Source organism: Actinoplanes sp. CA-252034, assembly GCF_050956125.1.
GTDB lineage: Bacteria > Actinomycetota > Actinomycetes > Mycobacteriales > Micromonosporaceae > Actinoplanes.
In genome coordinates this window covers 4,293,237-4,316,735 of record NZ_CP191846.1, presented here as the reverse complement: position 1 = coordinate 4,316,735, position 23,499 = coordinate 4,293,237, and the positions used below count along the sequence as shown (strand labels likewise).

23 protein-coding genes are annotated in these 23,499 nt (G+C 72.1%); 14 read left to right on the top strand and 9 right to left on the bottom strand.

From position 1 onward, the window contains the following. Positions 1-11 precede the first annotated feature (11 nt). The 3 genes from ACQPZW_RS19460 to ACQPZW_RS19450 all read right to left on the bottom strand — a co-directional run bounded on the left by ACQPZW_RS19460 (position 12) and on the right by ACQPZW_RS19450 (position 3,217). A complete protein-coding gene (locus tag ACQPZW_RS19460; RefSeq protein WP_433796322.1) occupies positions 12-689 on the bottom strand; it encodes a response regulator in 678 nt (225 codons plus the stop codon). Continuing rightward, positions 686-1,876, bottom strand: a complete 1,191-nt coding sequence (locus ACQPZW_RS19455) for a sensor histidine kinase (protein WP_433796321.1) — start codon at positions 1,874-1,876, stop codon at positions 686-688. The genes ACQPZW_RS19460 and ACQPZW_RS19455 overlap by 4 nt, the downstream gene beginning before the upstream one ends. 171 nt (positions 1,877-2,047) lie before the next feature. After that, on the bottom strand, positions 2,048-3,217 hold the full coding sequence (locus ACQPZW_RS19450) for a calcium-binding protein (protein ID WP_433796320.1): 1,170 nt from the start codon (positions 3,215-3,217) through the stop codon (positions 2,048-2,050). 356 nt (positions 3,218-3,573) lie between these two features. Here ACQPZW_RS19450 and ACQPZW_RS19445 point away from each other — a divergent pair, with 356 nt between their 5' ends. Together ACQPZW_RS19445 and ACQPZW_RS19440 are read left to right on the top strand one after the other, a co-directional pair. Beyond that, complete coding sequence (locus ACQPZW_RS19445; protein ID WP_433796319.1) at positions 3,574-3,768, top strand: RNA polymerase sigma factor; 195 nt, start codon at positions 3,574-3,576, stop codon at positions 3,766-3,768. Then, a complete protein-coding gene (locus ACQPZW_RS19440) occupies positions 3,761-4,258 on the top strand; it encodes a hypothetical protein (RefSeq protein WP_433796318.1) in 498 nt (165 codons plus the stop codon). The genes ACQPZW_RS19445 and ACQPZW_RS19440 overlap by 8 nt, the downstream gene beginning before the upstream one ends. A 72-nt stretch (positions 4,259-4,330) precedes the next feature. Here ACQPZW_RS19440 and ACQPZW_RS19435 read toward each other — a convergent pair whose 3' ends face one another. Next, entirely contained in the window at positions 4,331-5,023 is a 693-nt protein-coding gene (locus ACQPZW_RS19435; RefSeq protein WP_433796317.1) for an ABC transporter ATP-binding protein, read from the bottom strand. A gap of 164 nt (positions 5,024-5,187) precedes the next feature. On the opposite strand from ACQPZW_RS19435, the gene ACQPZW_RS19430 reads away from it, so the two are divergent. From ACQPZW_RS19430 to ACQPZW_RS19410, 5 genes are all read left to right on the top strand, one after another. Next, the gene (locus ACQPZW_RS19430; RefSeq protein WP_433796316.1) at positions 5,188-6,297 is read left to right on the top strand and encodes an efflux RND transporter periplasmic adaptor subunit; all 1,110 of its coding nucleotides are present in this window, start codon (positions 5,188-5,190) and stop codon (positions 6,295-6,297) included. Beyond that, positions 6,294-7,502 carry an ABC transporter permease gene (locus tag ACQPZW_RS19425; protein WP_433796315.1) on the top strand — a complete coding sequence of 403 codons (1,209 nt, stop codon included), beginning with the start codon at positions 6,294-6,296 and terminating at the stop codon, positions 7,500-7,502. Before ACQPZW_RS19430 ends, ACQPZW_RS19425 begins: the two co-directional genes overlap by 4 nt. A 52-nt stretch (positions 7,503-7,554) precedes the next feature. After that, positions 7,555-8,118 carry a hypothetical protein gene (locus ACQPZW_RS19420; protein WP_433796314.1) on the top strand — a complete coding sequence of 188 codons (564 nt, stop codon included), beginning with the start codon at positions 7,555-7,557 and terminating at the stop codon, positions 8,116-8,118. A gap of 75 nt (positions 8,119-8,193) precedes the next feature. Beyond that, complete coding sequence (locus tag ACQPZW_RS19415) at positions 8,194-8,880, top strand: response regulator (RefSeq protein WP_433796313.1); 687 nt, start codon at positions 8,194-8,196, stop codon at positions 8,878-8,880. Next, positions 8,877-10,652: a sensor histidine kinase gene (locus ACQPZW_RS19410; protein WP_433796312.1), complete on the top strand. Its 1,776-nt coding sequence runs from the start codon at positions 8,877-8,879 to the stop codon at positions 10,650-10,652. Before ACQPZW_RS19415 ends, ACQPZW_RS19410 begins: the two co-directional genes overlap by 4 nt. A 75-nt stretch (positions 10,653-10,727) precedes the next feature. Here the strand turns inward: ACQPZW_RS19410 and ACQPZW_RS19405 are convergent, their stop codons facing one another. Both ACQPZW_RS19405 and ACQPZW_RS19400 read right to left on the bottom strand, forming a co-directional pair. After that, a complete protein-coding gene (locus ACQPZW_RS19405; protein ID WP_433796311.1) occupies positions 10,728-11,615 on the bottom strand; it encodes a hypothetical protein in 888 nt (295 codons plus the stop codon). A gap of 42 nt (positions 11,616-11,657) precedes the next feature. Continuing rightward, entirely contained in the window at positions 11,658-12,029 is a 372-nt protein-coding gene (locus ACQPZW_RS19400; protein WP_433796310.1) for a peptidase inhibitor family I36 protein, read from the bottom strand. Positions 12,030-12,146: 117 nt separating this feature from the next. Between ACQPZW_RS19400 and ACQPZW_RS19395 the strand changes: the two genes are divergently transcribed. The 7 genes from ACQPZW_RS19395 (at position 12,147) to ACQPZW_RS19365 (ending at position 20,527) form a co-directional block, all read left to right on the top strand. After that, positions 12,147-13,895, top strand: coding sequence for a hypothetical protein (locus ACQPZW_RS19395; protein ID WP_433796309.1), 1,749 nt, complete (start codon positions 12,147-12,149; stop codon positions 13,893-13,895). Positions 13,896-14,080: 185 nt separating this feature from the next. After that, complete coding sequence (locus ACQPZW_RS19390) at positions 14,081-14,440, top strand: VOC family protein (protein ID WP_433796308.1); 360 nt, start codon at positions 14,081-14,083, stop codon at positions 14,438-14,440. Between the two features lie 85 nt (positions 14,441-14,525). Beyond that, positions 14,526-15,290 carry an ABC transporter ATP-binding protein gene (locus ACQPZW_RS19385; protein ID WP_433796307.1) on the top strand — a complete coding sequence of 255 codons (765 nt, stop codon included), beginning with the start codon at positions 14,526-14,528 and terminating at the stop codon, positions 15,288-15,290. Further along, complete coding sequence (locus ACQPZW_RS19380) at positions 15,287-15,991, top strand: ABC transporter ATP-binding protein (RefSeq protein WP_433796306.1); 705 nt, start codon at positions 15,287-15,289, stop codon at positions 15,989-15,991. Before ACQPZW_RS19385 ends, ACQPZW_RS19380 begins: the two co-directional genes overlap by 4 nt. Beyond that, positions 15,988-17,253 carry an MFS transporter gene (locus ACQPZW_RS19375; protein ID WP_433796305.1) on the top strand — a complete coding sequence of 422 codons (1,266 nt, stop codon included), beginning with the start codon at positions 15,988-15,990 and terminating at the stop codon, positions 17,251-17,253. Before ACQPZW_RS19380 ends, ACQPZW_RS19375 begins: the two co-directional genes overlap by 4 nt. Continuing rightward, positions 17,250-18,746 carry an ABC transporter substrate-binding protein gene (locus tag ACQPZW_RS19370; protein ID WP_433796304.1) on the top strand — a complete coding sequence of 499 codons (1,497 nt, stop codon included), beginning with the start codon at positions 17,250-17,252 and terminating at the stop codon, positions 18,744-18,746. Before ACQPZW_RS19375 ends, ACQPZW_RS19370 begins: the two co-directional genes overlap by 4 nt. Continuing rightward, positions 18,743-20,527, top strand: coding sequence for an ABC transporter permease subunit (locus ACQPZW_RS19365; protein WP_433796303.1), 1,785 nt, complete (start codon positions 18,743-18,745; stop codon positions 20,525-20,527). Before ACQPZW_RS19370 ends, ACQPZW_RS19365 begins: the two co-directional genes overlap by 4 nt. Positions 20,528-20,711: 184 nt before the next feature. Here the strand turns inward: ACQPZW_RS19365 and ACQPZW_RS19360 are convergent, their stop codons facing one another. The 3 genes from ACQPZW_RS19360 to ACQPZW_RS19350 form a co-directional block, all read right to left on the bottom strand. Continuing rightward, the gene (locus tag ACQPZW_RS19360) at positions 20,712-21,902 is read right to left on the bottom strand and encodes a GNAT family N-acetyltransferase (protein ID WP_433796302.1); all 1,191 of its coding nucleotides are present in this window, start codon (positions 21,900-21,902) and stop codon (positions 20,712-20,714) included. A gap of 123 nt (positions 21,903-22,025) precedes the next feature. Beyond that, positions 22,026-22,580 (bottom strand): GrpB family protein, encoded by a 555-nt coding sequence (locus ACQPZW_RS19355; RefSeq protein ID WP_433796301.1) that lies wholly within the window; start codon positions 22,578-22,580, stop codon positions 22,026-22,028. Between the two features lie 263 nt (positions 22,581-22,843). Then, a complete protein-coding gene (locus tag ACQPZW_RS19350) occupies positions 22,844-23,470 on the bottom strand; it encodes a TetR/AcrR family transcriptional regulator (protein WP_433796300.1) in 627 nt (208 codons plus the stop codon). Between the last annotated feature and the right edge of the window lie 29 nt (positions 23,471-23,499).

Here is a 23,499-nt window from a genome sequence, read left to right as displayed (position 1 = left end):
CGACGCGGTTTCTACCGCACCGGCGGGTCGGTGCGGACCAGTCCGGTCTGGTAGGCGATCACCACGAGCTGCGCGCGATCACGGGCGCCGAGCTTGGCCATGGCCCTGTTCACGTGGGTCTTGGCGGTCAGCGGCGACATCACCAGCCGCGCCGCGATCTGCTCGTTGCTCAAACCTGCGGCGACCAGGGTCATGATCTCGAGCTCCCGTTCGGTGAGCGCCCGCAGCACCTCGGGCGTGGCGCGGGGCTGCGGTTCGGGTTCGGCAAGAAACCGGCTGATCAGCCCTTGGACGGCTTTCGGTGACAGCAGCGCGTCCCCGGCGGCCACGGTCCGGATGGCATCGAGCAGCTCGGCCGGTTCCACACCTTTGCCGAGGAAACCACTGGCCCCGGCCCGTAACGCCTGGAAGACGTACTCGTCGACCTCGAAAGTGGTCAGGATCAGCACCCGGGTTCCGCCGAGCTGCGGATCGGCGGTGATCAATCGGGTGGCGCTCAGCCCGTCCATCTCCGGCATCCGGATGTCCATCAGCACGACGTCGGCACCGGTGTCGCGCGCCAGAGCAACGGCCTGACCGCCGGTGGCCGCCTCGCCCACCACGGTCAGATCCGCCGCCGAGTCGATCAGCACACGGAACCCGGCCCGGATGAGAGTCTGATCATCAGCGAGCAGGACACGCACCGTCATGTCGCCACCTCGTCCACGAGGGGTGCGGGCAGTACGGCCCGCACCCGGAACCCGCCCTCCGCCCGCCGGCCGGCCGAGAAGGTGCCACCCACCGACTCCGCGCGCTCCCGCATGCCGATCAGGCCCAAGCCGCTACCCGACGAACCAGGGTCGGCCGGTCCGGTACCGCCGTCGTCGCACACCTCAACGGTGACACCGGCCGTCTCGTAGGCGATCCGGACCGTCACCGTCGCGCCGCTCGCGTGCCGGCAGACATTGGTCAACGACTCCTGCAGGATGCGATACGCCGCCACATCCACGGCGCTCGGCAGCGCCCGCGGGCGTCCGGCGGTCGTCCACCGGATCGGCTGGCTCGCGGCGAAGCTGTCGATGAGACCATCGAGCCGGGTGAGGCTGGGCGCCGGTTCAGTGGGCGTATCCGGTTCGTCGTCGCGGCGCAGCACACCCAGCAGCGTCGCCAGTTCCTCCAGCGCGGTCCTGGCGGCGACACGAACGTGGCCGAGGGCGTCCTCAGCGGCGTCCGGCTGTCGACGCACCAGATGGCCGGCTACCCCGGCCTGCACATTGATCACCGCTATATGGTGCGCCACCACGTCGTGCAACTCCCGGGCGATCCGTAGACGCTCCTCCGCGACCCGACGGCGTGCCTCCTGCTCGCGGGTCTGCTCCGCCCGCACTGCCCGCTCCTCCAGCACCGCGATGTAGGCACGCCGGGTACGCACCGCGCTGCCCGCCGCCACTGCCAGGCCGAACCACAACAGCAGCACCACGACAGCCGGATCCAGCCAGCCGATACCGAGCGCGACCACGGCACACATGCCGAGGGCGACAGCACTGGCCGCTCCCACCGCGGCCGCGGTCCGCCGATCGGTCCGGGTCGCCACCGTGTACGCGGCGACCCCCACCGTGAGCACGAAGAACCCACGCGACTGCTGAGTCAGCAACACCGCGGCAGCGGCAGCACACACCACTGCGAGAACCGGCAGTGGGTGCCGGCGTCGCAGGACCAGTGCCGCGCACCCGGCCACGGACAACAGCACGGCGCCGATCGCCGGAGGCTCCACGGGCGGCCCACCGGGCGGATGCATCGGCAACAGACTCGCTGCGAACAACACCGCAGCCAGCACGGAATCCGCGGCCGTCGGATACACGGTGACGGCCCGCCGCAACCGTTCGATGCCTCCCATCCCGCTCAAGGTACGCCGGCGAGGAGGACGATCCACCGGCGAACAGGGCCCATCACCCCCACCCGGTTTCCCCGGCCCAGGCCTGACTGGCGGACGGCAGCAGGCGGCTCCGGATCAGAACGACCCACCACCACCGCGACGGGCACGCGGCACGCTGTTTCAGGGCCGGCGTCACCAGGGCCGATGGACCTCACAGGAGACGAGAGTGTCCTCGACGACCCGGGACACGCACACGTCGCTGCCGGGGCCTCCATCAGCACGGTTGACGCCACCGCGGGTCTCTATCGTGTCGTTGCCCTCCGAACCCCACAAGCGATCGTCGCCGTCCGACCCGAGCAGGTGGTCGTCGCCGGGGCCACCGGTGATCGCGTCGTCACCGCCATAGCCGTCGATCTCATTGGGTGCGGCGTTGCCGATCAGGGTGTCATCGCCGCTCGTGCCCGTGAGGACCTCGACGTCGGCGCCGACGGAGTCGTGCTCCCCGGCGGCTCCGTCATCACGAGAGGCACCGTCCAGGTCGACCGTGACGGCCTTGGTGTAGTGGGAGTACCTCACCTCGTCCACTCCGGCGCCGCCACGCATCACATCGGCTGCGAGTCTGGCCGGGCCGGGGTCACCGATCAGCACATCGTCACCCGCGCCGCCTTCGAGTGCGTCACGGCCGTCTCCACCGCGAAGGCCGTCGCTGCCGTTGCCACCGAACAGCCGGTCGTCGCCGCCGAAGCCCCACATGGTGTCGTCGCCGTTGCCGCCGTAGACGACGTCGTCACCGGGACGGCCTCGTTCGGTGACGATGTCCGTGTCACCGTCGATGGTGTCGTCGCCGTTGCCGCCGGAGACGAAGTCGGCACCGTCGCCGGCATCGATGTAGTCGTCGCCGTCCCGGCCGTAGATCCTGTCGTTGCCGGTCTTGCTCCACCGGTCGCCGTAGAGCCTGTCGGCCTTCGGCCCGCCGACCAGCGTGTCCGCGCCTGCCCCGCCGTCAGCCACCAGTCTCAGGTCACTCTTGTTGATCACCGAGTCGTTGCGGTCCCCGACATGGACGACAACGGTGGTCGAGGCCTTCCTGGTCGTACACCGGACCTTGGTCTTGTCGCCCGCCGCCTGCTTGCAGCCCTTGCCCGGCTTGATCCTGACCCGGTCGTCGATGACGACGGTGCGCCCCGACAGGGTGATCACGACCTTGTTGACGACCCCATGGTCGGCCTCGAAGGTGACGTTGGTGGCGCCCGCCGAGGCGTAGCCCCATGATGACGCCGCCGCCGGTCCGGCCACAGCGGCTACCGCGAGGAGGGGCATCAGGACGAGACCGATACGGATCGGCCCGAACGCGCGTGACATCGAACGAATCCCCTCGACGAGCCGAACGCCCGGATCATAGAGGAACAAGAATGGTCACGACGTCCCAGGCGATTCTCCTCGAGCATCCGGGAAGGCCCACGACGGCTGCTCGAGAGGCAGAAGCGCCGAAAGGCGCGGCAGTCCCGCGGCAAGGGTCTCGTCGTCATGGGACTCCCCATCCGGCCCTCGAAGAGGGAACCCGGGATGAGTCAAGACGACGTGCCGAATGCGGCGTCCCCGCAACCCCGGATCCGTAGATTCGTCTTCGGCCCGCTCGGACCTGTCGTGATCCGGCCGAACTTTCCGGGTCGTCACAGGGAACCGTCGACCCTGCGCCGGAGCCCAGCGCCGACCGCGTGGATGTGGCTCATGCCTTGCGTCACCTGTCGCTGGGACAGCGGCAGGCCGTGGTCATGCACCACCTGCTCGGCCTCAGCGTCGAGGAGATCGCCCGTGCCCTGCGGGTCGCCCCCGGAACGGTGAAGTCCCGTCTCAGCCGGGGCCGGGCCGTTCTTGCCCTGCACCTTTCCGAGGAGGCCACCCATGCCTGACATCAGCGAGTTGCTGGGCCCGGCAGCGATCCGGCTGGAGCCCGCCCGGCAGCCCGAATTCCGGCAGCTCGTGCGGGCGCGGGCGAAGCGCCGCCGGCGGCACCGGAGGATCACCGGATCGGTCGCGGTCGTCATCCTGGCGGTGGGAGCGGGCACGGTGATGCGGGGGCCGACACCGGAGGACCCGGCGGGGCCCCGGAAGCCGATGGTGGCCGTGGAGGTCACGGGGACGGTCCAGCGGGTCGGCGGACCGATGGGCACCCCGCCGGTCGGCATGAGCGGCTCGGTCCGATTCGAGGACGCCGCGGGCACCACCATCACCGCTGCTCTCGGCGCCGGTGGGAGTTTCAGCATCGCGGTGCCGCCCGGCCAGTACGTGGTCACGGGCATCCCGGCGGAGGCCGGGCGGCCCTCCTGCCGGGCGGAGGCACCCGTCCTCGTCTCGGACACCCGACTCGACGGTGTGGAGGTCGACTGCCACGTGCGGTGAGACGAGCCCGGTCAGCACCGGGTCGAGGCGCCCGGCCGTCCGGGCGGGAACGACCCGCTTCCGGTGACGACGTCACGCCACTCCGGGACGGCGTCCGGGCGCGGAGTCGGCGACCAGCCGGCCGTCACGTAGCTCGACACGGCGCGGCATCCCGGCGGCGATGTCACGGTCGTGGGTGATGACCGCGATCGTCGTGCCCTCCTCGTGAAGTCGGAACAGCAACTGCAACACCGTCTGCCCGGTACGGGTGTCGAGCGCTCCCGTGGGTTCGTCGGCGAGTAGCAGGGCGGGCCGGTTGACCAGGGCACGGGCGATGGCCACCCGCTGTCGTTCGCCGCCGGACAGCTCGTGCGGGCGATGCGACACCCGGTGGGCCAGGCCGACCCGGTCGAGTGCCTCGATCGCCAGTGGCCGCCGCCGGTGACGGGGCACCCCGGCGTACAGCAGGCCGGTGGCGACGTTCTCCGCGGCGCTCAGCCCGGCGCTCAGGTGGAACTGCTGGAACACGAAGCCGAGCCACCGGCCGCGCAGCGCGGACAGCCGCCGGTCGGAGAGGCCGGTGACGTCCAGCCCGCCGATCTCGATGCCGCCGGACGTCGGGCGGTCCAGGGTCCCCATGATGTTGAGCAGCGTCGACTTGCCGGAACCGGAGGGCCCGACGATCGCCAGCATCTCCCCCTCGGCGATGTCCAGCGACACGCCGGCCAGCGCGGCGACACCGCCGGGATAGATCACCGAGGCATCGCGTACGGAAAGGACGGTCATGGGTCCGGCATGATGCCACCGGGTCGTCAGGAAGCCGTGAGCATCGTCGGACCGTGCCGGACTAATCAGATGCTGACATTCGACGGTCACAATCCCTCGGCGTGCAGCAGCCTCAACCATCACCGGCTCCGGGCCGGAAACGCCGCTGGATCATCATCGCGGCTTTGACAGTGACGGCCGTCCTGGCCGCAGCCGGTTACCTCTGGTTCGAGCGGCGCGACACGGCCACTCCGGTCGCCGACGACGCCGTGGCGGTGCAGACCGCGCCCGTCGTGCGGACCGATCTGTCGGTCACCGAGTCGCTGACCGGTTCCCTCGGATACGGCGGGGCGCAACCGGTGAAGGGCGGCCCGGACGGCATCGTCACCTGGCTGCCCCGGTCGGGCGCGCGGATCGACCGGGGCGAGCAGTTGTTCCGGGCCGACGACCGGCCGGTGCCCCTGTTCTACGGCGCCATGCCGCTCTACCGGGACCTGGCGACGCCCAACATGGTGGGCCGTGACGTGCGGATCGTCGCCGCCAATCTCAAAGCGCTCGGCTATCCGGTCGGGCGGCAGCCGGGCGTCGGGGAGACGGTCACCCGCACGGTTGCCGTCCCCGCCACGGCGCCGTCGGCCGCGCCCGGCACGACGATCGAGCGGTCGACCGTACGCCAGGGGGAAGGGGTTTTGACCTCGGGTCTCATCGCGGCGCTCAAGCGGTGGCAGCAGGACCGGAACCTGCCGGTGACCGGAACGATCGGGCCGGGTGACGTGGTGGTGCTGCCCGGCGCGGTGCGGGTCGAGTCGGTCACCGCGTTGAAGGGTGACAGCGCCGCCACGCCGCTGATGACGGTGACGTCGACCGCCAAGGTGGTCACGGCGCCGGTCGCGGTCGAGGTCGCGGGAACGATCCGTGCCGGGGACCGGGTGACGGTGCTGCTGCCCGGCGACGCGTCGGTTCCGGGTGAGGTGTCGGCCGTCGGGACCGAGGTGCAGCCGGGCGAGGACGGCGGCGCGGAGCCGAAGCGGACCGTCACGGTCACCCTGGACAGCACGAAGGAGCTGCACGGGATCGATTCCGCGCAGGTGCGGATCGAGCTGGCCGGGGAGACCCGTGAGGGGGTGCTGGCGGTTCCGGTCGGTGCGCTGGTGGCGCTCAGTGAGGGCGGCTACGCGGTGCAGGTGCCCGGCGGTGGTCTGGTGGCGGTCGAGACCGGCATGTTCGCCAAGGGACTGGTCGAGGTGACCGGCGCGGGCATCGCCGAGGGCGTGCGGGTGGTGACGGCCTCGTGACCGGGCCGGTGCGCATCGCTGCCGGGTCGGTCCGGCCGGTCCGGCTCGCCGTGTCCGATCTGCTCGCGCTGGGCTTGCTGGGCCTGCGGACCCGCAAGATGCGGGCGGCGCTGTCGGCGCTGGGCATCGCCATCGGCATGGCCACCATGATCGTTGTCACCGGCATCCCGGCGTCCAGTCAGGCTCAGCTGATGCGCGAGCTGTCCGCGTTGGGGACCAACATGCTGGAGGTACGCGCGCTGCCCGATCAGCAGCCGCCGGTGCGGCTGCCGGAGGAGTCCGTCGGCATGGTCCAGCGGATCGGGCCGGTGACACGGGCCAGCGCGGTCGCCAACACCCACACTTTCGTACGCCGTTCCGACCGCACGGACGCACAGGACGGCTCCGGGCTGACCGTGCTGGCCACCCGCCTCGACCTGCTGCCGGCCATCAACGCCCGGGTGGCGCACGGACAGTGGCTCAACGAGGCGACCTCGCGTTTCCCGGCCGTGGTCCTCGGCGCGGTGTCGGCGGCCCGGCTCGGCGTCACCGGCAGCGGCCAGCAGCTGATGATCGGCGACCGATGGTTCACCGCCGTCGGCATCCTGGCCACGACGCCGCTGCTGCCGGAGATCGACCGGGCGGTCCTGGTGGGCTGGCCGGTGGCGCGGGATCTGCTGGGCTTCGACGGCCACCCCACGGTCCTGTACGTGCAGTCCGCGGAACCGTCCATCGAACAGGTCCGTGCCGTGCTGCCGGAGACCGTGCACCCGGCCCGGCCGGCCGACGTGGCGGTCACCCGGCCCTCGGACGCGCTCGCCGCCAAACGGGCCACCGAGAACGCGTTCTCGGCCCTGTTCCTGGGCCTGGCCGCGGTGGCGTTGCTGGTCGGTGGCATCGGCGTGGCCAACACCATGGTCATCTCGGTGCTGGAGCGACGCGGTGAGATCGGCCTGCGGCGTGCGCTGGGCGCGACCAGGGGCCAGATCCGCGGCCAGTTCCTGACCGAGGCGGTGACGTTGTCGGCGCTGGGCGGGCTGGCCGGCACACTGCTCGGCGCGCTGGCCACGCTCGGCTACGCGGCATACCACCAGTGGCCCCCGGTGATACCGCTGTCGTCGACCCTGGCCGGGCTGGGTGGCGCGCTACTGGTCGGTGTGGTGGCCGGCCTGTACCCGTCGATGCGGGCGGCCGCACTCCCACCGACCACCGCGCTGGCGCTCTGAGAATCCCGGAACACTAGCAAGATCTGAACATTGGTTTGTCAAGGTACGTGCCATGTCGTACAGAACCCGTCTCGCCGTTGTGACCGTCAGCCTCGCCCTCGCGCTGTCCGGATGTTCCGGAGCGGGTGAGAAGCAGGAGACACCGTCGGTGGCCACCCTGCAGAGCGGCGCGCCGGCCGCCGGCGCTTCCGCCGGCCCGCAGCGGCCGGTCTACCGGATGGACGCCACCGAGGACGAGATCAAGGCCATCGCCAAGCCGTGGACGGACTGCCTGGCCACCGAAGGCGTGCAGAAACCGGACGAGGCCCTGGCTCTCGTCCTCAAGGGCGGCACCTCCAAGGACCTGCAGACGGCCGACCTGGGCAGGCAGGAAGCCGCGTGGAAGGCCTGCCTGCCCCAGCAGCCGGAGTCGTTCGAGCAGAACCAGTTGCGCACCGACCCGACCGAGTTCAAGGACAACCAGCGTGAGTGGTACCGGTGCGCGCAGGCCGCCGGGTACAAGCTGACCGCCCCGGACCCGGAGACCGGCCAGTTCGGCATCACCGAGGTCGGCCCGAACGGGGACTTCGGGTCGGAGAAGATGCAGGAGTGCCGGCGTACGGCGTTCGAGAGCTGACCGTCGACGCGGGGCCGTGTGAGGAACTCATTAGGTTTACCGCACGGCCCCGAAGGCGCGGCTATGGTCGTCGCCGTGTGCGCATATCTGCTGGTCGCCGAGGATGACCGGGGCCAGGCCGAGGTCCTGCGACGGTATCTGACCGCCGACGGCCACGACACCGTCGTGGTGCACGACGGGCTGGCCGCGCTGGAGCAGGTGCGGCGGCGCCGGCCGGATCTGCTCGTGCTGGACGTCATGATGCCGGGGCTGGACGGTCTGACCGTGGCCCGGGTGCTGCGGGCGGAGTCGGAGGTGCCGATCCTGATGCTGACCGCGCGAGCCGCCGAGGACGATCTGCTGGCCGGGCTGGACGGCGGCGCCGACGACTACCTGACCAAGCCGTACAGCGCCCGGGAGCTGACGGCCCGGGCCCGGGCCCTACTGCGGCGCAGCCGCGGGAGCCGGGGTGAGACGGTCCTGCTGGTCGGGGCGCTCGTCGTCGACGTCGGCCGGCACCAGGTGCGGGTGGACGGCGAACCGGTGGAGTGCACGCCCGGCGAGTTCGCGATCCTGGCCGCGATGGCGGCCCAGCCGGAGCGGGTGTTCACCCGGGCGCAGCTGCTGGAGCACACCAACGGCGTGGAACGCGAGTCGGTGGAGCGCAGCATCGACGTGCACGTGCTCAACCTGCGGCGCAAGATCGAGCCGAACCCGAAACGGCCGGCGCGGCTGCTCACGGTGTACGGGATCGGGTACCGGCTGACCGCGGGCGCGGCGTGACCCACGTACCGCTGCACCGCAGTCTGATCTTCCGCCTGTTGATGACGTCGGTGACGATCGCGATCATCGCGGTCGTGGCGACGTCCTGGCTGGCCGCGCAGTCCACCTCACGGGCCATCCGGCAGGAGATCGGGCAGACACTCAGCGACGACAAGAGTGTGTACGACGAGCTGCTCACCTACGCCGCCACGCACCGGGACTGGTCGGGGGTGCAGCCGCTGATCGCCGACCGGGCGAGCGCGCTGGGCCGGCGGATCACGCTGATGACCGAGAACCGGCGGCTGATCGTGGACTCGACGAGCGGCCCCTCGCTGGAGCTGGCCCGGCCGTCGGCGACCGTGGACCCGCTCCAGGTGGACCTGGTGCTGACCGGGCGCACCGAACGCATCGACCCCCGGATCGTCGGCCCCTATCAGCTGACGCCGAAGGAGCAGCAGACGATGCGCCGGCAGCTCGACGAGTCGCTGGAGTGCGTCCGCGGGTACGGCAGCGAGGCGATCGTGACGGCCGGCCCGCACGCCCGTCCCAGGCTGGCCGTCACCAGGGCCGGCGTCGTGCCGTACGCCTGCCCGCTGAGCCCCGACGTGGCCCGCAGCGAACGGGCCCCGATCGAGGCGCTGCGCACACTCATCGCCAGCTGCGCGAACGACCCGGACGTGACGGTGACGCCCGATCTCACCGTCACGGTCCTCGACCCGGTCAAGGGCGCGCCGATCCCGGACCGGACCGAGCGGGCCGCCGCCTGCCTCGACAACGCACGGTACGCCCAGCTCAAGCCGTACGTCGCTCCCCCGGTGCTGCTGTTCGTGACCGACCCGGCGGATCCGACCGCGGCGCCGGCGTCCCCGTTCTCCCGCACCAACATCGTTCGCACCGGTGCGACCACGGCCGTCGTGCTGGTCCTCGCGGTGCTGGTCACCGTCGTGGTGGGTGGCCGGCTCGTGCGGCCGCTGCGGGCGCTGGCCGAGGCCGCGAGACGGCCCGCGGATCATCAGCGGGTGCCCGTCACCGGCCGGGACGAGATCGGCTATCTGGCCGCCGCGCTCAACGAGCTCGCCGAGCACCGGGAACGGTCCGAGGAGCTGCGTCAGGCGATGGTCGACGACGTGGCGCACGAGCTGCGCAATCCGCTGACCAACATCCGCAACTGGCTCGAAGCGGCGCAGGACGGGCTGGCCACGATCGACGGTCCGGTCCTGACACTGCTGCACGACGAGACCGTGCAGCTGCAGCACATCGTCGACGACCTGCGTGACCTGGCCGCCGCCGACGCCGGCAACCTGCGCATGCACCCCGAGCCGCTGCACCTCGACGACGCGATCGAGCAGGTCGTCGAGGCGCACACCCCCAGCGCCACGGCGGCCGGGGTGTCGTTGACCACCTCGTTCAGCGGCGACCCGGTGGTGGTCGCCGATCCGGTGCGGTTGCGTCAGCTCGTCGGCAACCTGCTGTCGAACGCGATCCGGCACAGCCATCCGGGCGGCACCGTGTCCGTGAACGCGTCAGCCGGGGCCGGGCGGATGACGATCGCCGTGGCCGACACCGGGCCCGGCATCGCGGCCGGGGATGTGCAGCGGGTGTTCGACCGGTTCTGGCGGGCGGACGAGTCGCGTACCCGCTCGACCGGCGGCAGTGGACTGGGCCTGCCGATCGCCCGCAAGATCGCCGAGGCGCACGGCGGCGACATCACCGTCGACAGCACCCCCGGCGCCGGCGCGACCTTCACGGTGACCCTGACGTTCGAGCCGATGCCGGTCCGCCGCCACCCCTGAGATCGATCCTTCACTGACCGGGAGGATCCGGGTGGCGGCGGATCGCGTCGAGACGCCCGGGTGCGTGACTGCCGGTCAGGCGCCGGCGATGGTGGCGGCGTGCGCCTTGGCCGACGTCCAGGCCTTTCGGAGCGCGTCATGGTCCGCGGTGACGCCGGGCGTGGTCAGTTCCGCCTCGGCCTGCTCCTGCGCGGACCGTACGACGTCCGCCAGTCTCACGGACTCTTCGCAGCGGCTGTCGGCCTTCGCGACTGCCAGCTCGAACTGCGCGACGCTCTTGCGCGTCTCGGATGTCGTCGCGGCCTGCCAGCGGTCGGCGATGTCGCCACGCGGGCCCTGCAGGTCGGCGTACTCGTATCCGGCCTTCTTCATGCACGACGACCAGTCGGTAACGGCGCTCTTCACCGTGGCGGCTTCGGTGACCCGCGCGATGACCTGGTTGGTGTTCGACTCGGCCTGCGCCGACAGCCGGTCCCAGTCGTCACCCAGCAGGGAGCGCCGGGCGGTGTGGAGGCAACCGTCCGTGTTGAACATGATCTTCCCGCCGTCGGACAGCTCGACGGTGCGCCGGTGTCGCGGTGTGCCGGTCAGTGCGACTTCCCACTTCTCCCGGTCCGGCTTGCTGAGCTGTGCGAGGGCGGCCTTGTTCGGGTTGGGCGGCGATCCGGACGATCCGCTCAGCGCCTCTCCGACGATGCCGTACCCGTCGGCGTGCGCGTGCGCGGTGTCGAGCAACGCGTACGGGTTCGCGGCGGAGACCCGGGTCAGGTCGGCGGCCGGGACCGGTTGGTAGTCGTGGCCGGTGGCACGCATGCAGTCGCGGACCATGATCTCGGTCGCGGTGTGGACGAGGCGCTGCTCGGCGGGGTCGGGATAGCTGATGCCGCCGAACGGCCGGGGTCCTGGGACCGGAGACAGGGCAGGGCGGGGCCGGGCGCCGACGAGCACCCGGCCACACTCCATGCCAGCATCGCCACGATCAGCGAGCTGAGGTGACGCATGAGGTCACACGCACCACTTGTTCGAAGCGATGTTGTTGTAGTAGGGCGAGCTGGGGGCGAAGGCCTGGAAGTAGTGCTGACGCGGGATCGTCACGCCGGAACCGGTGTAGCTCCTGCCGGAGTAGATCCGCACATTGCAGTCCTGGCCGTCGTTGAACACCGACTGGGCGTTGTTGAAGGCGTAGTACTGCAGCAGGTTGGTGTTGTTGGCGTAGACGACGCCACGGGTGCCGTTGAACCACTGTTCGGTGTAGGCACAGAGGCCGCCGTCCGGGCAGCCGGCGATGTCTTCCGCCGCCTGCGCGGGGCCGGCGACGAGGCCGGTGGCGAGGGCGGTGACAGTGGCTGCGGACGCGATGAGCGTACGTAGGTGCATAGGTAGATCTCCCCGTTGGTGAGAGCGGCGGGGCCGCCCTCGAACTTCGACCGATGCTGATCATATGGTCGACAAGATCCTCAATGGTCTCGCGTTGATCGTCAAGACCTTCGATCCATGGAGTCACCCTCGGGCCGGACGGGATCACGGTCGGTGGCCCGCAATGGCATGATCATCTCCGTGCACCCGCCCGCCACTTCGATCACCGTGGATTCGCTGCTGGCCTCAGCCGCGGCCGAGGAGCGGTTGCGGGACCGCGCACACGCGATCGCCGACCTGCTGCCCCATCTCGACGCCGGGCAACGGGACCGGGTCTTCGACCTGGCCATGGAGATGCCGGACGAGCGTTCCCGCGAGCTCCTGATCGAGGGACTGCTACCCCACCTGGATGGACGACGACTCGCCGCGGTCACCGAGGCGGCCGCCACCCGAACCGGCCTGCAGCTCGTGCTCATACCGAGGCTCAAGCAACAGCAGCAGCAGGAACTGATCGAGGGGCTGCTCGCCGAGGCCGAGGCCGGCCACCGGGATGTCGCCTGCTTCGTCGCGCTTCGACCGCTGCTCTCCACCGACCAGGTGAGCCGGATCGGGCGCCTGCTGCTCGCCGACGAGGACCCGCAACGAGCGCTGCAGGCACTCCGGCCGTGGATTCCGCTGCTGCCCGCCGAGACTCGCCGGGCCGCTCTGCCGCTGGTGCGGGCGGCCTGCTCCAGCGACTGGGCACTGGCTCGCACGCTGGCAGACGAGTGGATCGCCCATCTCAGTCCGGACGAGGCCCGGCAACTGCTGCCGCTGGCGGCGGGCCTCGACCGTAACGCGCGCGCCGAGCTGTTGCCGGCGCTGACCGCCGTTCTGCCGGAAGCCGCCCCCGCCGCCTTGGACGCCCTGCGGCACGGTCGCGGAACGGGCCGCATGATTCCGGCGGTCGCCCAGGCGCTGTCGCCGGCCGATCGCAGCGAGCTGCTGACGGTGCTGGCCTCTCCACCTGCGGAGGATCTGCCCGAACTGCGGAGACTGAGCTTCCCTCTGACCCCGCGGATTCCGACCGAGACGCTCCGACCGCTGCTGCCGCTGCTCGACGAAAGCCGGCTCGCGTGGGTCCTGCAGCTCTGCGAGAGCGGCCCCTACCCGCACGACTGGCTCGACGCCGCGGCGCTGTGCCTGCCGCACCTGTCCGCACCGCTGCGGACCGCGGTTCAGGACCGGGTCGTCGAGCAGATGAGGAGGCTCGCGTCGATCCGGCCGTTGCCGAAGTTCATCGGACCGCTCCACGACCACCAGTACGACGGCATCAGCGAACGGAGAGACCTGCTCCCCACCGCGGAACTGCTTCGGGAGGAGCAGTATCAGGCGTTGACTCCGTTCGCGTTCACGCTGCCCATGGGCGACGCCGTGGGTCTGATCACCCTGGCGCACAGGCTCGATCGCGCTCAACGCGATGCGGCGCTCCGTATCGTCGACCGCCTGCATCCGCTCGACGATCGGGCGACGCTGATCCGGGCACTGGCGCCGTTCCTCGACGACGATCAGATCGAGGTCGCCGCGACGCTGCCCGCCCTCGCCGGAGTGGACCCGGGCAACCTGCTCGACATGACCACCGCGCTGGCCGTCTCGGCGGCCGGCGCCACACTGCACGCCAGGCTGACGGCAACGGCGATGACGATCGCCGAGACGATGACCGATGAATATCACCGCGGCTGCGCGCTGGTCGACCTCGCCGGGCTCTGCCGCACCGAACCGGCCCGGCACCGCGCCCTGCACGCCGCCATCCGGCTCTTCCCGGAGCTCGACCACATCCAGCGCACCGTCATCCGGCGCAGAGCGGCCCACCTGCTGACCTCTCCCAGCGCGATCGCCGCCACTTAGACGTCACCGCGCCCGGAGCGAACGGCGGATCGACAGCCGGCCAACCGGCTGCCCGGCCGGCCGCACCGGGACGGCGGAGTCCGGCGGCGTCCTCCCATGCCAAGCGGACGCCTGCTCTCCCGGCACCGATGAGTCTTCCGGAGCTGCGCGGTCCACCCTGGGAAACCGACTGCCAGGGAGAGACCATGACCTCGATCCAGCCCATCGCCAGCACGCCCGACCTGCCGCGGCTGCGCGCCTTCTACGAGGAGGTGCTCGGCGCGACGCAGACGCTGCGGGTCCCTGCGGAGGGCCCCGAGTTCTACGTCGAGCTGCGGATCGGCGAGACCGCGCTCGGGCTCGCCCAGAACGAGAGCACCGAGATCGGGGCACCGGTACGGGTCATCCTCAGCGCCGATGTCGAGGACGTCGACGCGCTGCTGCCGACGGTCGAGTCGGCCGGCGGCACCGTGCAGGGGCCGGCCAACGACATGCCGTGGGGTCAACGGGTCGCGCACGTGCTCGACCCGGACGGCAACATGCTCAACCTGACCAGTCGACTCTGACCACCTCGGGGCGTGCTGACGGGAATTCGCGACGAGGGCGGAGTCGCCTGCTGACCTGATAATGAAAACGGTTATCATCTTCGGCGTGTTGAGACTGTCGCGCCTGACCGTGCGCTTCCCCAGCCTCGTGGCCGTCGACGAGGTGAGTCTCGCCGTCGGGCCGGGTGAGTCCGTCGGCCTCATCGGCGGCTCCGGCTCCGGCAAGACACTGACCGCCCTGGCCGTGCTCGGCCTGCTGCCCGACACGGCGACCGCCGCCGGCAGCATCACCGTCGACGGCGCCGAGATCTGCGGCGCCGTCGACCGGCGGCTGCGGGGCGTCCGGGGCTCGCGCATCGGCTTCGTCGGCCAGGACGCCCTCGCCGCCCTCAACCCGCTGGCCACTGTGGGCCGCCACCTGCGCATCCCGCTGCGCCGCCGACTGTCCCGGAAGGACGCCGACCACGCCGCCACGCGACTGCTGGCCCGCGTCGGCTTACCGGCCGACACCGCCAGGGCGTACCCGGCGCAGCTCTCCGGCGGCCAGCGCCAGCGCGTCGCGATCGCCCTGGCCGTCGCCGGCCGGCCCGGCCTGCTGATCGCCGACGAGCCGACCAGCGCCCTCGACCCCCGCACCCGGGCGGGCATCCTCGACCTGCTGCGCGACCTCCCGGCAGCCGACGGCGGCACCCGGCCCGCGCTGCTGCTGATCAGCCACGACCTCGCCGTCGTCAGCCGGGTCTGCACCCGCCTCGCCGTGATGCACGCCGGCCGCCTGGTCGAGCAGGGCGAGACGGCCGAGATCATCGCGTCGCCCCGGCACGCGTACACCCGGGCACTGGTCGCCTCGGCACGGGCCCTGGCCGCATGACCGCCTTGCTCGTGGCCACCGGGGCCACCAAGTCGTACGGCCCCCGCCGTGTCCTCGACGGCGTCGACCTGCACATCGCCGCCGGTGACCGGCTCGGGATCCTCGGTCACTCCGGCGCCGGCAAGTCCACCCTGCTGCGCCTGCTGCTCGCCGTCGAAGCCCCCGACCACGGCGACATCCTGCTCCGGGACCGACCGGTCCGGCCCGGCCGTCCCGGCACGCTGACCTGGTTCCGCCGCGCCGTGCAACTGGTGCCCCAGGACCCGTACGGATCGCTGAGCCCCCGGATGACCGTCGCCCGGATCATCGCCGAACCGCTGGAGTGCCTGGCGATCCCCGGCGACCACCGGGCCCGCGTCGACGACCTGCTCGCCGCCGTCGACCTGGACCCGGCCCTCGCCCACCGCCGGCCCGCCGAGCTGTCCGGCGGCCAGCGCCAGCGCGTCGCCATCGCCCGCGCCCTGGCCCCGGGCCCCGAGGTGCTCATCGCCGACGAACCGGTCAGCGCCCTCGACGCAAGCGTCCGCGTCACCGTCCTGGACCTGCTGCGCCACGTCTGCGAACACACCGGCGCCGCCCTGGTCATGGTCTCCCACGACGTCGCCGCGGTCCGCCGGATCTGCACCCGCGTGGCGGTGCTCGACGGTGGCCGGATCACCGGGACGGAACCCGTGCCACGCCTACCGGCCACACCGTCGTGACACGACTTCCACGCCGCTGGCTGGTACTCGCCGAGATCGTGCGCCTGCCCGCCGTACCCCGCCTGCTGGTTCTGACCCAACTGGCCTTCAACATCGGCTTCTATCTGGTGCTGCCGTTCCTGGCCGGGCATCTCGCCGACGATCTCGGCCTGGCGGCCGCCACCGTCGGCCTCGTCCTGGGGCTGCGGACCTTCAGCCAGCAGGGGCTGTTCCTGCTGGGCGGGTTCCTCGCCGACCATTTAGGGGTACGACCGGTCGTGCTGGCCGGATGCGCGGTGCGGGTGGCCGGTTTCGTGGTGCTGGCGGTCGCGGACAGCCTGCCCTCGGTGCTGACCGGCGCGATGCTCACGGGCGTCGCCGCAGCCCTGTTCTCCCCCGCCGTCGAGTCGGCGCTCGCCCGTGAGGGGATCCTTCTGGAAAGGGCCGGGCGACTGACCCGTACCGAGTTGTTCGCGATGTTCGCCGTCGCCGGGGAGGTCGGCGCCGTGACCGGCCCACTGCTCGGTGTCCTTCTGCTCACCGTCGGGTTCCCGGCCACCTGTGTGGCCGCCGCCGTGGTGTTCACGGCGATCCTGGCCCTGCACTGGCGGCGACTGCCGGCCGGGCCGGGCGCCCACGTCGGCGAGCCGGTCGGCGCCGGGCTGCGGGCCGTCTTCGGCAACGGCCGGTTCCTGGCCTTCGCCGCCGCCAACAGCACCCACCTGTTCGCCTACAACCAGCTGTATCTCGCGCTGCCGCTGGAACTCGGCCGGGTCGGCGCGGACGGCGCGCTCGGCTGGTTGTTCGCCCTCGCCGCGATCATGGTGGTCGCCGGGCAGATGCCGATCGCCTCCCTGGCCCGTACCGTGCTGGGCCCGCGATCGGCCCTGACCGTCGGATTCGTGACCATCGCGGCGGCGTTCGCCGTGGTCGCCGTCCTCGTCCCGCGCACCTCCTCCCTGCTGCCGGCCGTCGTGCTGGTCGTGCTGCTCACCGTGGGCCAGATGTTCGCCGCCCCGGTCGCCGCCGACGTCGCCGGACGGCTCGCCGGGGAGCACCGGCTCGGCGCCCACTACGGCGTGCTGGCGGCCACCGGTGGCCTGGCCGTCCTGGCCGGCAGCACCCTCACCGGCTTTCTGATGGACACGGCGCCACCGTCGTCGCCGCTGCCCTGGGCGGTCCTGTCCGCCGTACCCCTGCTGGGCGCCGCCGCGCTCTGGCTGATCACCCCCACGACGGCCCGGCGTGAGCTCGTGCCGTCGGCATCGAAAGGCATCCTGTGAAACGACGGATCCTGCTGGCGGCCGTGGCCGCCGCCACCTGCATGACCAGCGCCGGCTGCTTCGCCGAGCAGGCGGGCACGCCCGCGCCCGCGGGCGAGAAGCGGCTGCGGATCGGTTCGGCGTTCGCGCCGGACGGGCGGCTGTCGCCCTACACCGACGACGCGACGCTGGTCACCCAGCTCGGCGCGGCCGAACCCCTGGTGCGGCTCACCGCCGACGGCACGGTGGAGCCGGCCCTCGCCGCGAGCTGGACGCAGCCGGACGCCCGGACCGTGCGGCTGACCCTGCGCGACGGCGTCACCTTCCACGACGGGACGACGCTGACGGCCAAGGCCGCCGCTGCCACGCTCACCCACGCGACCAGGGCGGCACCCGTTCCGCGGGCCATCGCGAAGGCGAGACTCACCGCTACCGCATTGGATGCCAGGACCATTGAGGTACGGACGGAGCAGCCCGATCCTGTGCTGCTCAACCGGCTCGCCAGCCCACAGTTGGTGATCCTGGCCCCCGCCGCGTACACCGCCGACCCGGGCCGTCCGGACCCGATCGGGCACGGCACCGGCCCGTACCGGATCGTCCGGGTCCAAGGGGCGAGCGCGGCGACCCTCGACCGTTTCGACGCCTACTGGGGTGGCCGCCCGCAGCTGGCCGGCCTGGACGTGCGGTTCCTGACCGACGGAGCCGCCCGCGCCGGTGCGCTGCGGGCCGGGGAGGTCGACGTCGTCACCGCGGTGCCCGTGGCGCAACTGCCCGACATCACCCAGCAGAAGATCATCGAGATCCCTCTGCCGCGTACGATCGGCCTGCACCTGGTCGCCACGAGCGGTAAGACGTTCGCCGACGCCGGTCTGCGTGCCGCCGCGAAGGCCGCCATCGACCCGGCTGCCATCACCGCCTCCATCTACGAGAACCACGCCGACGCACCCGGCGGACTGTTCGGTCCCGCGTCGGCCTGGGCCGGGACCGCCCGGTCCGCCGCGCCCTCGTCCGCCGCCGCCGAACCGGCCGGCCGCAAGGTCACCCTGGCCACCTACACCGACCGACCGGAACTGCCCGAGGTGGCCTCCGCCGTGGCCGCCGCCTGGAGGACCCGCGGCTTCGAGGTCGAGACCGTGGTCCGCGAATACACGGTGCTCGAACCGGACCTGCTCGCCGGGAGGTTCGACGCGGTCCTCGGCACCCGTTCCTACCTGCTCGACGCCGCCGACCCGATCGGCTACCTGCGCTCCGACTTCTCCTGCGAGGGCGGCTACAACCTGGCCCGCCTCTGTGACCCGGCCGTCGACTCCCGGCTCGACGCCGCCGACGCGCTGACCGACATCGCCGCCCGGCAGAGCGCCGCGCTGCAGATCGAGGCCGACCTGACCGGGCGCGCGATCACCATCCCGATCGGCCACGAACGAGCCCGCATCGGTGCGGCTGCCGGCGTCGGCGGGCTCGCCGGGGACCCGTACGAGCGCACCCTCGTCACCGCGGCCACCACCCTGCGATGACCTCCACATTCACCGCCACCCGCCGGTGGGCCGCGTTGACCGCCGCCCGCCGGTGGGTGGCCTTCACCGCCACCGTCGGCGGGCTGGCGGTGCTCGTCGCCGCGCTGCCCTGGCTGCGCGGCGACGACCCGGCCCGCTCCGTGCTGCGCGCCCGCCTCGGCGAACGCGAACCCGACCCGGAAGCGCTGGCCGCCGTCCGTTCCGAGCTCGACCTGCCCGCCGGACCGGTGCACGGCGCGGTCCAGTGGTTGTCCGGCGCGGTGACCGGTGACCTGGGCCGCTCGTGGGTGGACGGTTCGCCGGTGGCCGAGACGGTGACCGCCGCCGCCGGGGTGTCGGCGCTGCTCGGCGGCGTCGCGGCGCTGGTCGCCGCGGTCGTGGGCCTGCTGCTGGCCGCACCCGCCGCCTGGACCGCCACGACCGGACGGCGGCCTCGTGCCGGTCTCGTCGCGGCGACCTTGACGGCGCTGCCGGAGTTCGTGCTGGCCGCCGTGCTGATCACAGTCGTGGCGGTGAACTGGCGGCTGGCGCCTACCGCCGGCTGGTTCGGTCCGTCGCATCTGGTGCTCCCGGCGCTCGCCCTGGGCGTACCCACCGGTGGGCTGCTGGCCCGGCTGCTGATCACCGCGGTCGAGGCCACCGCCGCCGAACCGTGGGTGCACACCTGGCGCGCCGCCGGCAGCAGCCGCGCCGAGCTCGCCCGGGCCCTGCTGCGCCGGGCGGTGACCGTGGTCGTCCCGCAGGTGGCGGTGCTGTTCACCGGCCTGCTCGGCGGTGCGGTCGCCGTCGAGCAGCTGTTCGCCATTCCCGGGCTGGGCCGGATCGCCCTGCACGCCGGACTGGCTCAGGACCTTCCCGTGGTGCAGGGCTGTGTGCTGCTGCTGACCCTGGTGGGTGTGGCCGCGGGTGGGCTGGGCATCGGCGTACACCGGCTGCTCCTCGGTCCCGCCGGACCGGCCGCCGGCCTGATCCCGGCCGTTCCCGCATCGCGGCATCACGGACGGCCGGCTCTCCCGGCGGCTGCGGCGCTGATGCTGCTCGGTGGGGTGGTCGCCGGGCTGCTGCGCGACGCCGACCGGGTGCGGCTCGACGCGCGCCTGGCCGGGCCGTCGTGGGCCCACCCGCTCGGCACCGACCCGGTCGGCCGCGACGTGCTGGCCCAGCTCGGTCACGGCGCTGTGCCCACCGTCGGCACCGCCGTAGCGGTCACCGTCGTGTCCCTGCTGGCCGGCCTGGCGATCGGGCTGCGCGGCGGTGCTGCCCGGACCGGCGCCGCCGACATCCTCAACGCCCTGCCGCCGGTCTTCGTCGGCCTGGTCGTGGCGGCGGTCCTCGGGGCCGGCCTGGCGGCGGCCGCGTTCGCCGCCAGTCTCGTGGCATGGGTCCCGCTGGCCGTCCACACCCGCAGCCTCGCCGAAGAGGTACGCGCGAGCGGCTACCACCGCGCCGCCGAGCTCTGCGGCGCCGGCCCCGGCCACCTGCTGCGCCGGCACCTGCTGCCCGCCGTGTCCGGCCCGGTGGCCCGGCATGCGCTGGCACGGGTGCCGGCCACCGCGCTCACCATCGCCGGTCTCGGTTTCCTCGGCCTCGGCGCCGGCCACGACTCCCCGGAATGGGGCGTCCAACTCGCCGCAAGCGTCACCTACCTCGAACGCGCTCCACTCGCCGTCCTCGGCCCCGTCGCCGGGCTGGCCCTGCTCGGTGTCCTGGCCGCCGCCACCCCGACACGAGCCGTCCCTGTTGCGGCGCGACGCGGCACGGGCTCACCATGGGCCGCGTGAACCACGTCAAGGTCCGGTTCGTGCGGTGGGTTGACGCCGAGCCTCCCGGTTGCACTTCCACCTCGAGGACCAGAGCGGTCGCAACGTCTTTCGTGTCGCCGAGAGCGATGTGACCGGTCTCCCCTGAGCGCCGGCTGCCGATGTTCGGCCGTGCGGTGGGCCGGCGCCCACCGGAGGCCGGTCCTCAGAAGTAGTCGTGCAGTGTCGGCGCGGGGCCGGCGGTGGCGGTGCGCAGTAGTTCGTCGGTGTCCGCGTCCCCGCCGGTCAGCAGACCGCTGCGCCGTAGCTGCTGCGGCGTGGCGGCGCCCGCATACCAGGCGGCCAGGCCGCGTGGTGTCAGCCGGACAGTGCCCGCGCCGCCCGGCTCCAGCCGCCCGTCGCCGCCGGAGAGCACCAGCCTGTGGCGGCCCTGATTCCACGGGCAGACGTCGTCGATCAACTCCAAGTCGACCTCGCCGGTCAGGTGCCGCGGCCAGCCACGGGCAGCGATCGCGCCGGACCCGTCGACGACGCGCAGCATCCACGGCTGCGTGGACTCCGGCTTCGCGTCGCCCCGCGCCAGCAGCGACCAGACCGGGTCGGGGGTGGCCAGCCGGATCACCACCGTCGGCGCGACGCTGGCCCACCCGCCGAGCATCGCCAGCAACGCGCGCGTCGCCCCGGGTGTCAGTCCGATCAGGTCGTCCACGGTGAGCTTGCCGCTCGCGTCGTAGCCCGGGCCGCGATCCCACCTGGCATACCCGACCACGGCGCCGGACCCGTCGACGGCGACGGTGAACCCGTGGTAATCGGTCAGCTGCTGCGCGGGGGTCGTGGCGAAGGCGGGCCCGGAGCGTTCCATCATGGCGGTGCCCGTCCGGGCCACCTCACGATAGACGTCGTCGACGGCGGGCAGATCGGCCTCGGTCGCCGGTCGCAGGGTCGTCTGCTCATCGGAGCGGATCTCGGCCAGCACCCGGGTCGGCACCGTGTAGTAGACCAGCGCACCGACCTCCTCCCAGCCCAGAGCCCGGTACGGCCCCGGAGTGGTGTCGAACAGCGTGCTGATCACCGCGCCGCGCTCCCGGGCGTCCTGCAGCAGGCGGGTCAGCACGAGCCTGCCCAGGCCACGCCCGCGCAGCTCGGCCGCGGTCGCCACGCCGGCGACGCCGCAGGTCGGCACGACCCGGCCGCCGAACCACTGGCCCTGCTCGCGGTCCACCGCCTTGGCGACCAGCCGTCCGGCCGCGTCGAAGACGCCGAGCGTCCGCCGGCCGGGGGAATCCGAGGCCCAACCCTCCGGCATGGGTCGTTCGTGGTATCCGAACGCGAGGCTTCCGAGGGCCCACGCGAGCTGCTGATCCCCCGGCCCGAGCGGCCGCACCTGGTACGTCACGCCGGCCATTTTGCCAGGTCTCCCACGGAGCGCCATGAGGACACCGAGCGCCGGGCTCCGTACGCGCGGCAGTGTGGCCGCGGCGATCGCGGTGACGCCGGCCGGCGTACGCGAAGCCGGTGGTCATGGGTCTGACGACTCGATGCGCTTCAGGAGGTCTCTGATGAACGGCGCCTTGGCAGCGCGGTAGCGAGGACGGTCGTGGGCGTCTGCGGCCGCGAGGAGCGTCTTGAGCCGTCCGTACTCGGCGGCGTCGCCGGGGTGGGTTCGCATGTGGTCGCGGAAGGTGAGTAGCGACTGCCAGCTGTCGGCATCGACCTCGAATATGTGCAGGTGATGGGTGCGCCGAGCGATGTCGGGGAAGCAGAATGACCATTTCCGGGCCTGTTCGTCACCGGGCTCGGGCGCGTGGACCCAGCCGATGCCCGCCATGGCTTCGGCGAGGCCGACGGTGTGCTGGTAGTCGGGAGTCCGGGCGGCCATGTCGATGATCGGCTTTGCCGACATTCCCGGGATCGAGGTGCTTCCGATGTGCTCGACCGGACCGGCGATCCAGGGCTTCAGCACCGCTTCCACCCTTGCCCGTTGCCGGTCGAATGCCGCCGGCCAGCCGCTGTCGTACGGAACGATCTCGATGGGATCCTGACGTTGTCGATCGATCGGAGACTCGCCGGTCACCGGCTCAGCCTATTTCCCGCCGGCACGCCGCGCAGCGGGCTCAAGGCTCATAGCTCCTGGCTCTCGAGGACCGGGTCCCACACGTTCCCGCGTTCGGCCCAGGTCCAGAGCCACTCGCGCAGTGACGGGGTCACATGGGCGACGCCGTCCTCGGGTTGTCGGTCGGAGACCGTCGGTGGTACTCGACCGCCACAGGCGAGATGATCGCATGGGCAGCCGGTCACGCTGCGCCGATGTCGGTCGGAGGGCGTGGCGCGGACGCGTCACGGAGCGTCGGGTGACACCGTCCAGGCCAGGACCGCGTCGACCTCGCGGGTGTAGACGCCTTCGGGGTCGGGGACCATCAGCGCCAGATGACCGTTGACCTCCAGTGTCATCAGGCCGTGCAGCCGGGCCAGGAACCGCACGGCGATCTCGCGCAACTCGTCGCCGCCGGAGCCACGGGCCTCATGGATCAGCCCGATCATGATCATCAGATTCTCGCGGGCGAGCGGCCCTGTCTCCGGCGGCGCCTGGTATCCGGGCAGCGGTCGCCCGTACAGCAGATCGAAGAGTGCCGGCTGCCGTATCGCCCAGCCGCGGTAGTCCAGCGCCACCCGCCGCAGGATCTGCAGGGCCGGCAGCCCGTCGGCCCGCGCGGCGGCGACTGTCTCGCGCATCCCGTCGAGCACCTCGCGGTAGGTGTCGAGCAGCAGTTCGTCCAGCAGCGCGTCCCGGGACGCGAAGTAGTGGTAGAGCGACGGCCCACGCATGCCGAGCTCTCGGGCGATCCCGTTCAGTGACAACCCGGCCGCCCCGCCGGCGTTGTCGAGCTGCCCCTTGGCCGCCTGCTTGATCTCTTCGCGGAGCTGCTCGCGGTATCTGGCTCGCGGCGATCCTGTGGCACCCATCCAGCCATCTTGACAGCACTCCACTTTTC

What these genes read in the sequence shown, in the direction of transcription:
- ACQPZW_RS19460 (WP_433796322.1), bottom strand. Translation starts at nt 689, where the DNA reads ATGACGGTGCGTGTCCTGCTCGCTGATGATCAGACTCTCATCCGGGCC.
- ACQPZW_RS19455 (WP_433796321.1), bottom strand. Translation starts at nt 1,876, where the DNA reads ATGGGAGGCATCGAACGGTTGCGGCGGGCCGTCACCGTGTATCCGACG.
- ACQPZW_RS19450 (WP_433796320.1), bottom strand. Translation starts at nt 3,217, where the DNA reads ATGTCACGCGCGTTCGGGCCGATCCGTATCGGTCTCGTCCTGATGCCC.
- ACQPZW_RS19440 (WP_433796318.1), top strand. Translation starts at nt 3,761, where the DNA reads ATGCCTGACATCAGCGAGTTGCTGGGCCCGGCAGCGATCCGGCTGGAG.
- ACQPZW_RS19435 (WP_433796317.1), bottom strand. Translation starts at nt 5,023, where the DNA reads ATGACCGTCCTTTCCGTACGCGATGCCTCGGTGATCTATCCCGGCGGT.
- ACQPZW_RS19420 (WP_433796314.1), top strand. Translation starts at nt 7,555, where the DNA reads ATGTCGTACAGAACCCGTCTCGCCGTTGTGACCGTCAGCCTCGCCCTC.
- ACQPZW_RS19405 (WP_433796311.1), bottom strand. Translation starts at nt 11,615, where the DNA reads ATGGAGTGTGGCCGGGTGCTCGTCGGCGCCCGGCCCCGCCCTGCCCTG.
- ACQPZW_RS19400 (WP_433796310.1), bottom strand. Translation starts at nt 12,029, where the DNA reads ATGCACCTACGTACGCTCATCGCGTCCGCAGCCACTGTCACCGCCCTC.
- ACQPZW_RS19395 (WP_433796309.1), top strand. Translation starts at nt 12,147, where the DNA reads ATGGAGTCACCCTCGGGCCGGACGGGATCACGGTCGGTGGCCCGCAAT.
- ACQPZW_RS19390 (WP_433796308.1), top strand. Translation starts at nt 14,081, where the DNA reads ATGACCTCGATCCAGCCCATCGCCAGCACGCCCGACCTGCCGCGGCTG.
- ACQPZW_RS19380 (WP_433796306.1), top strand. Translation starts at nt 15,287, where the DNA reads ATGACCGCCTTGCTCGTGGCCACCGGGGCCACCAAGTCGTACGGCCCC.
- ACQPZW_RS19365 (WP_433796303.1), top strand. Translation starts at nt 18,743, where the DNA reads ATGACCTCCACATTCACCGCCACCCGCCGGTGGGCCGCGTTGACCGCC.
- ACQPZW_RS19350 (WP_433796300.1), bottom strand. Translation starts at nt 23,470, where the DNA reads ATGGGTGCCACAGGATCGCCGCGAGCCAGATACCGCGAGCAGCTCCGC.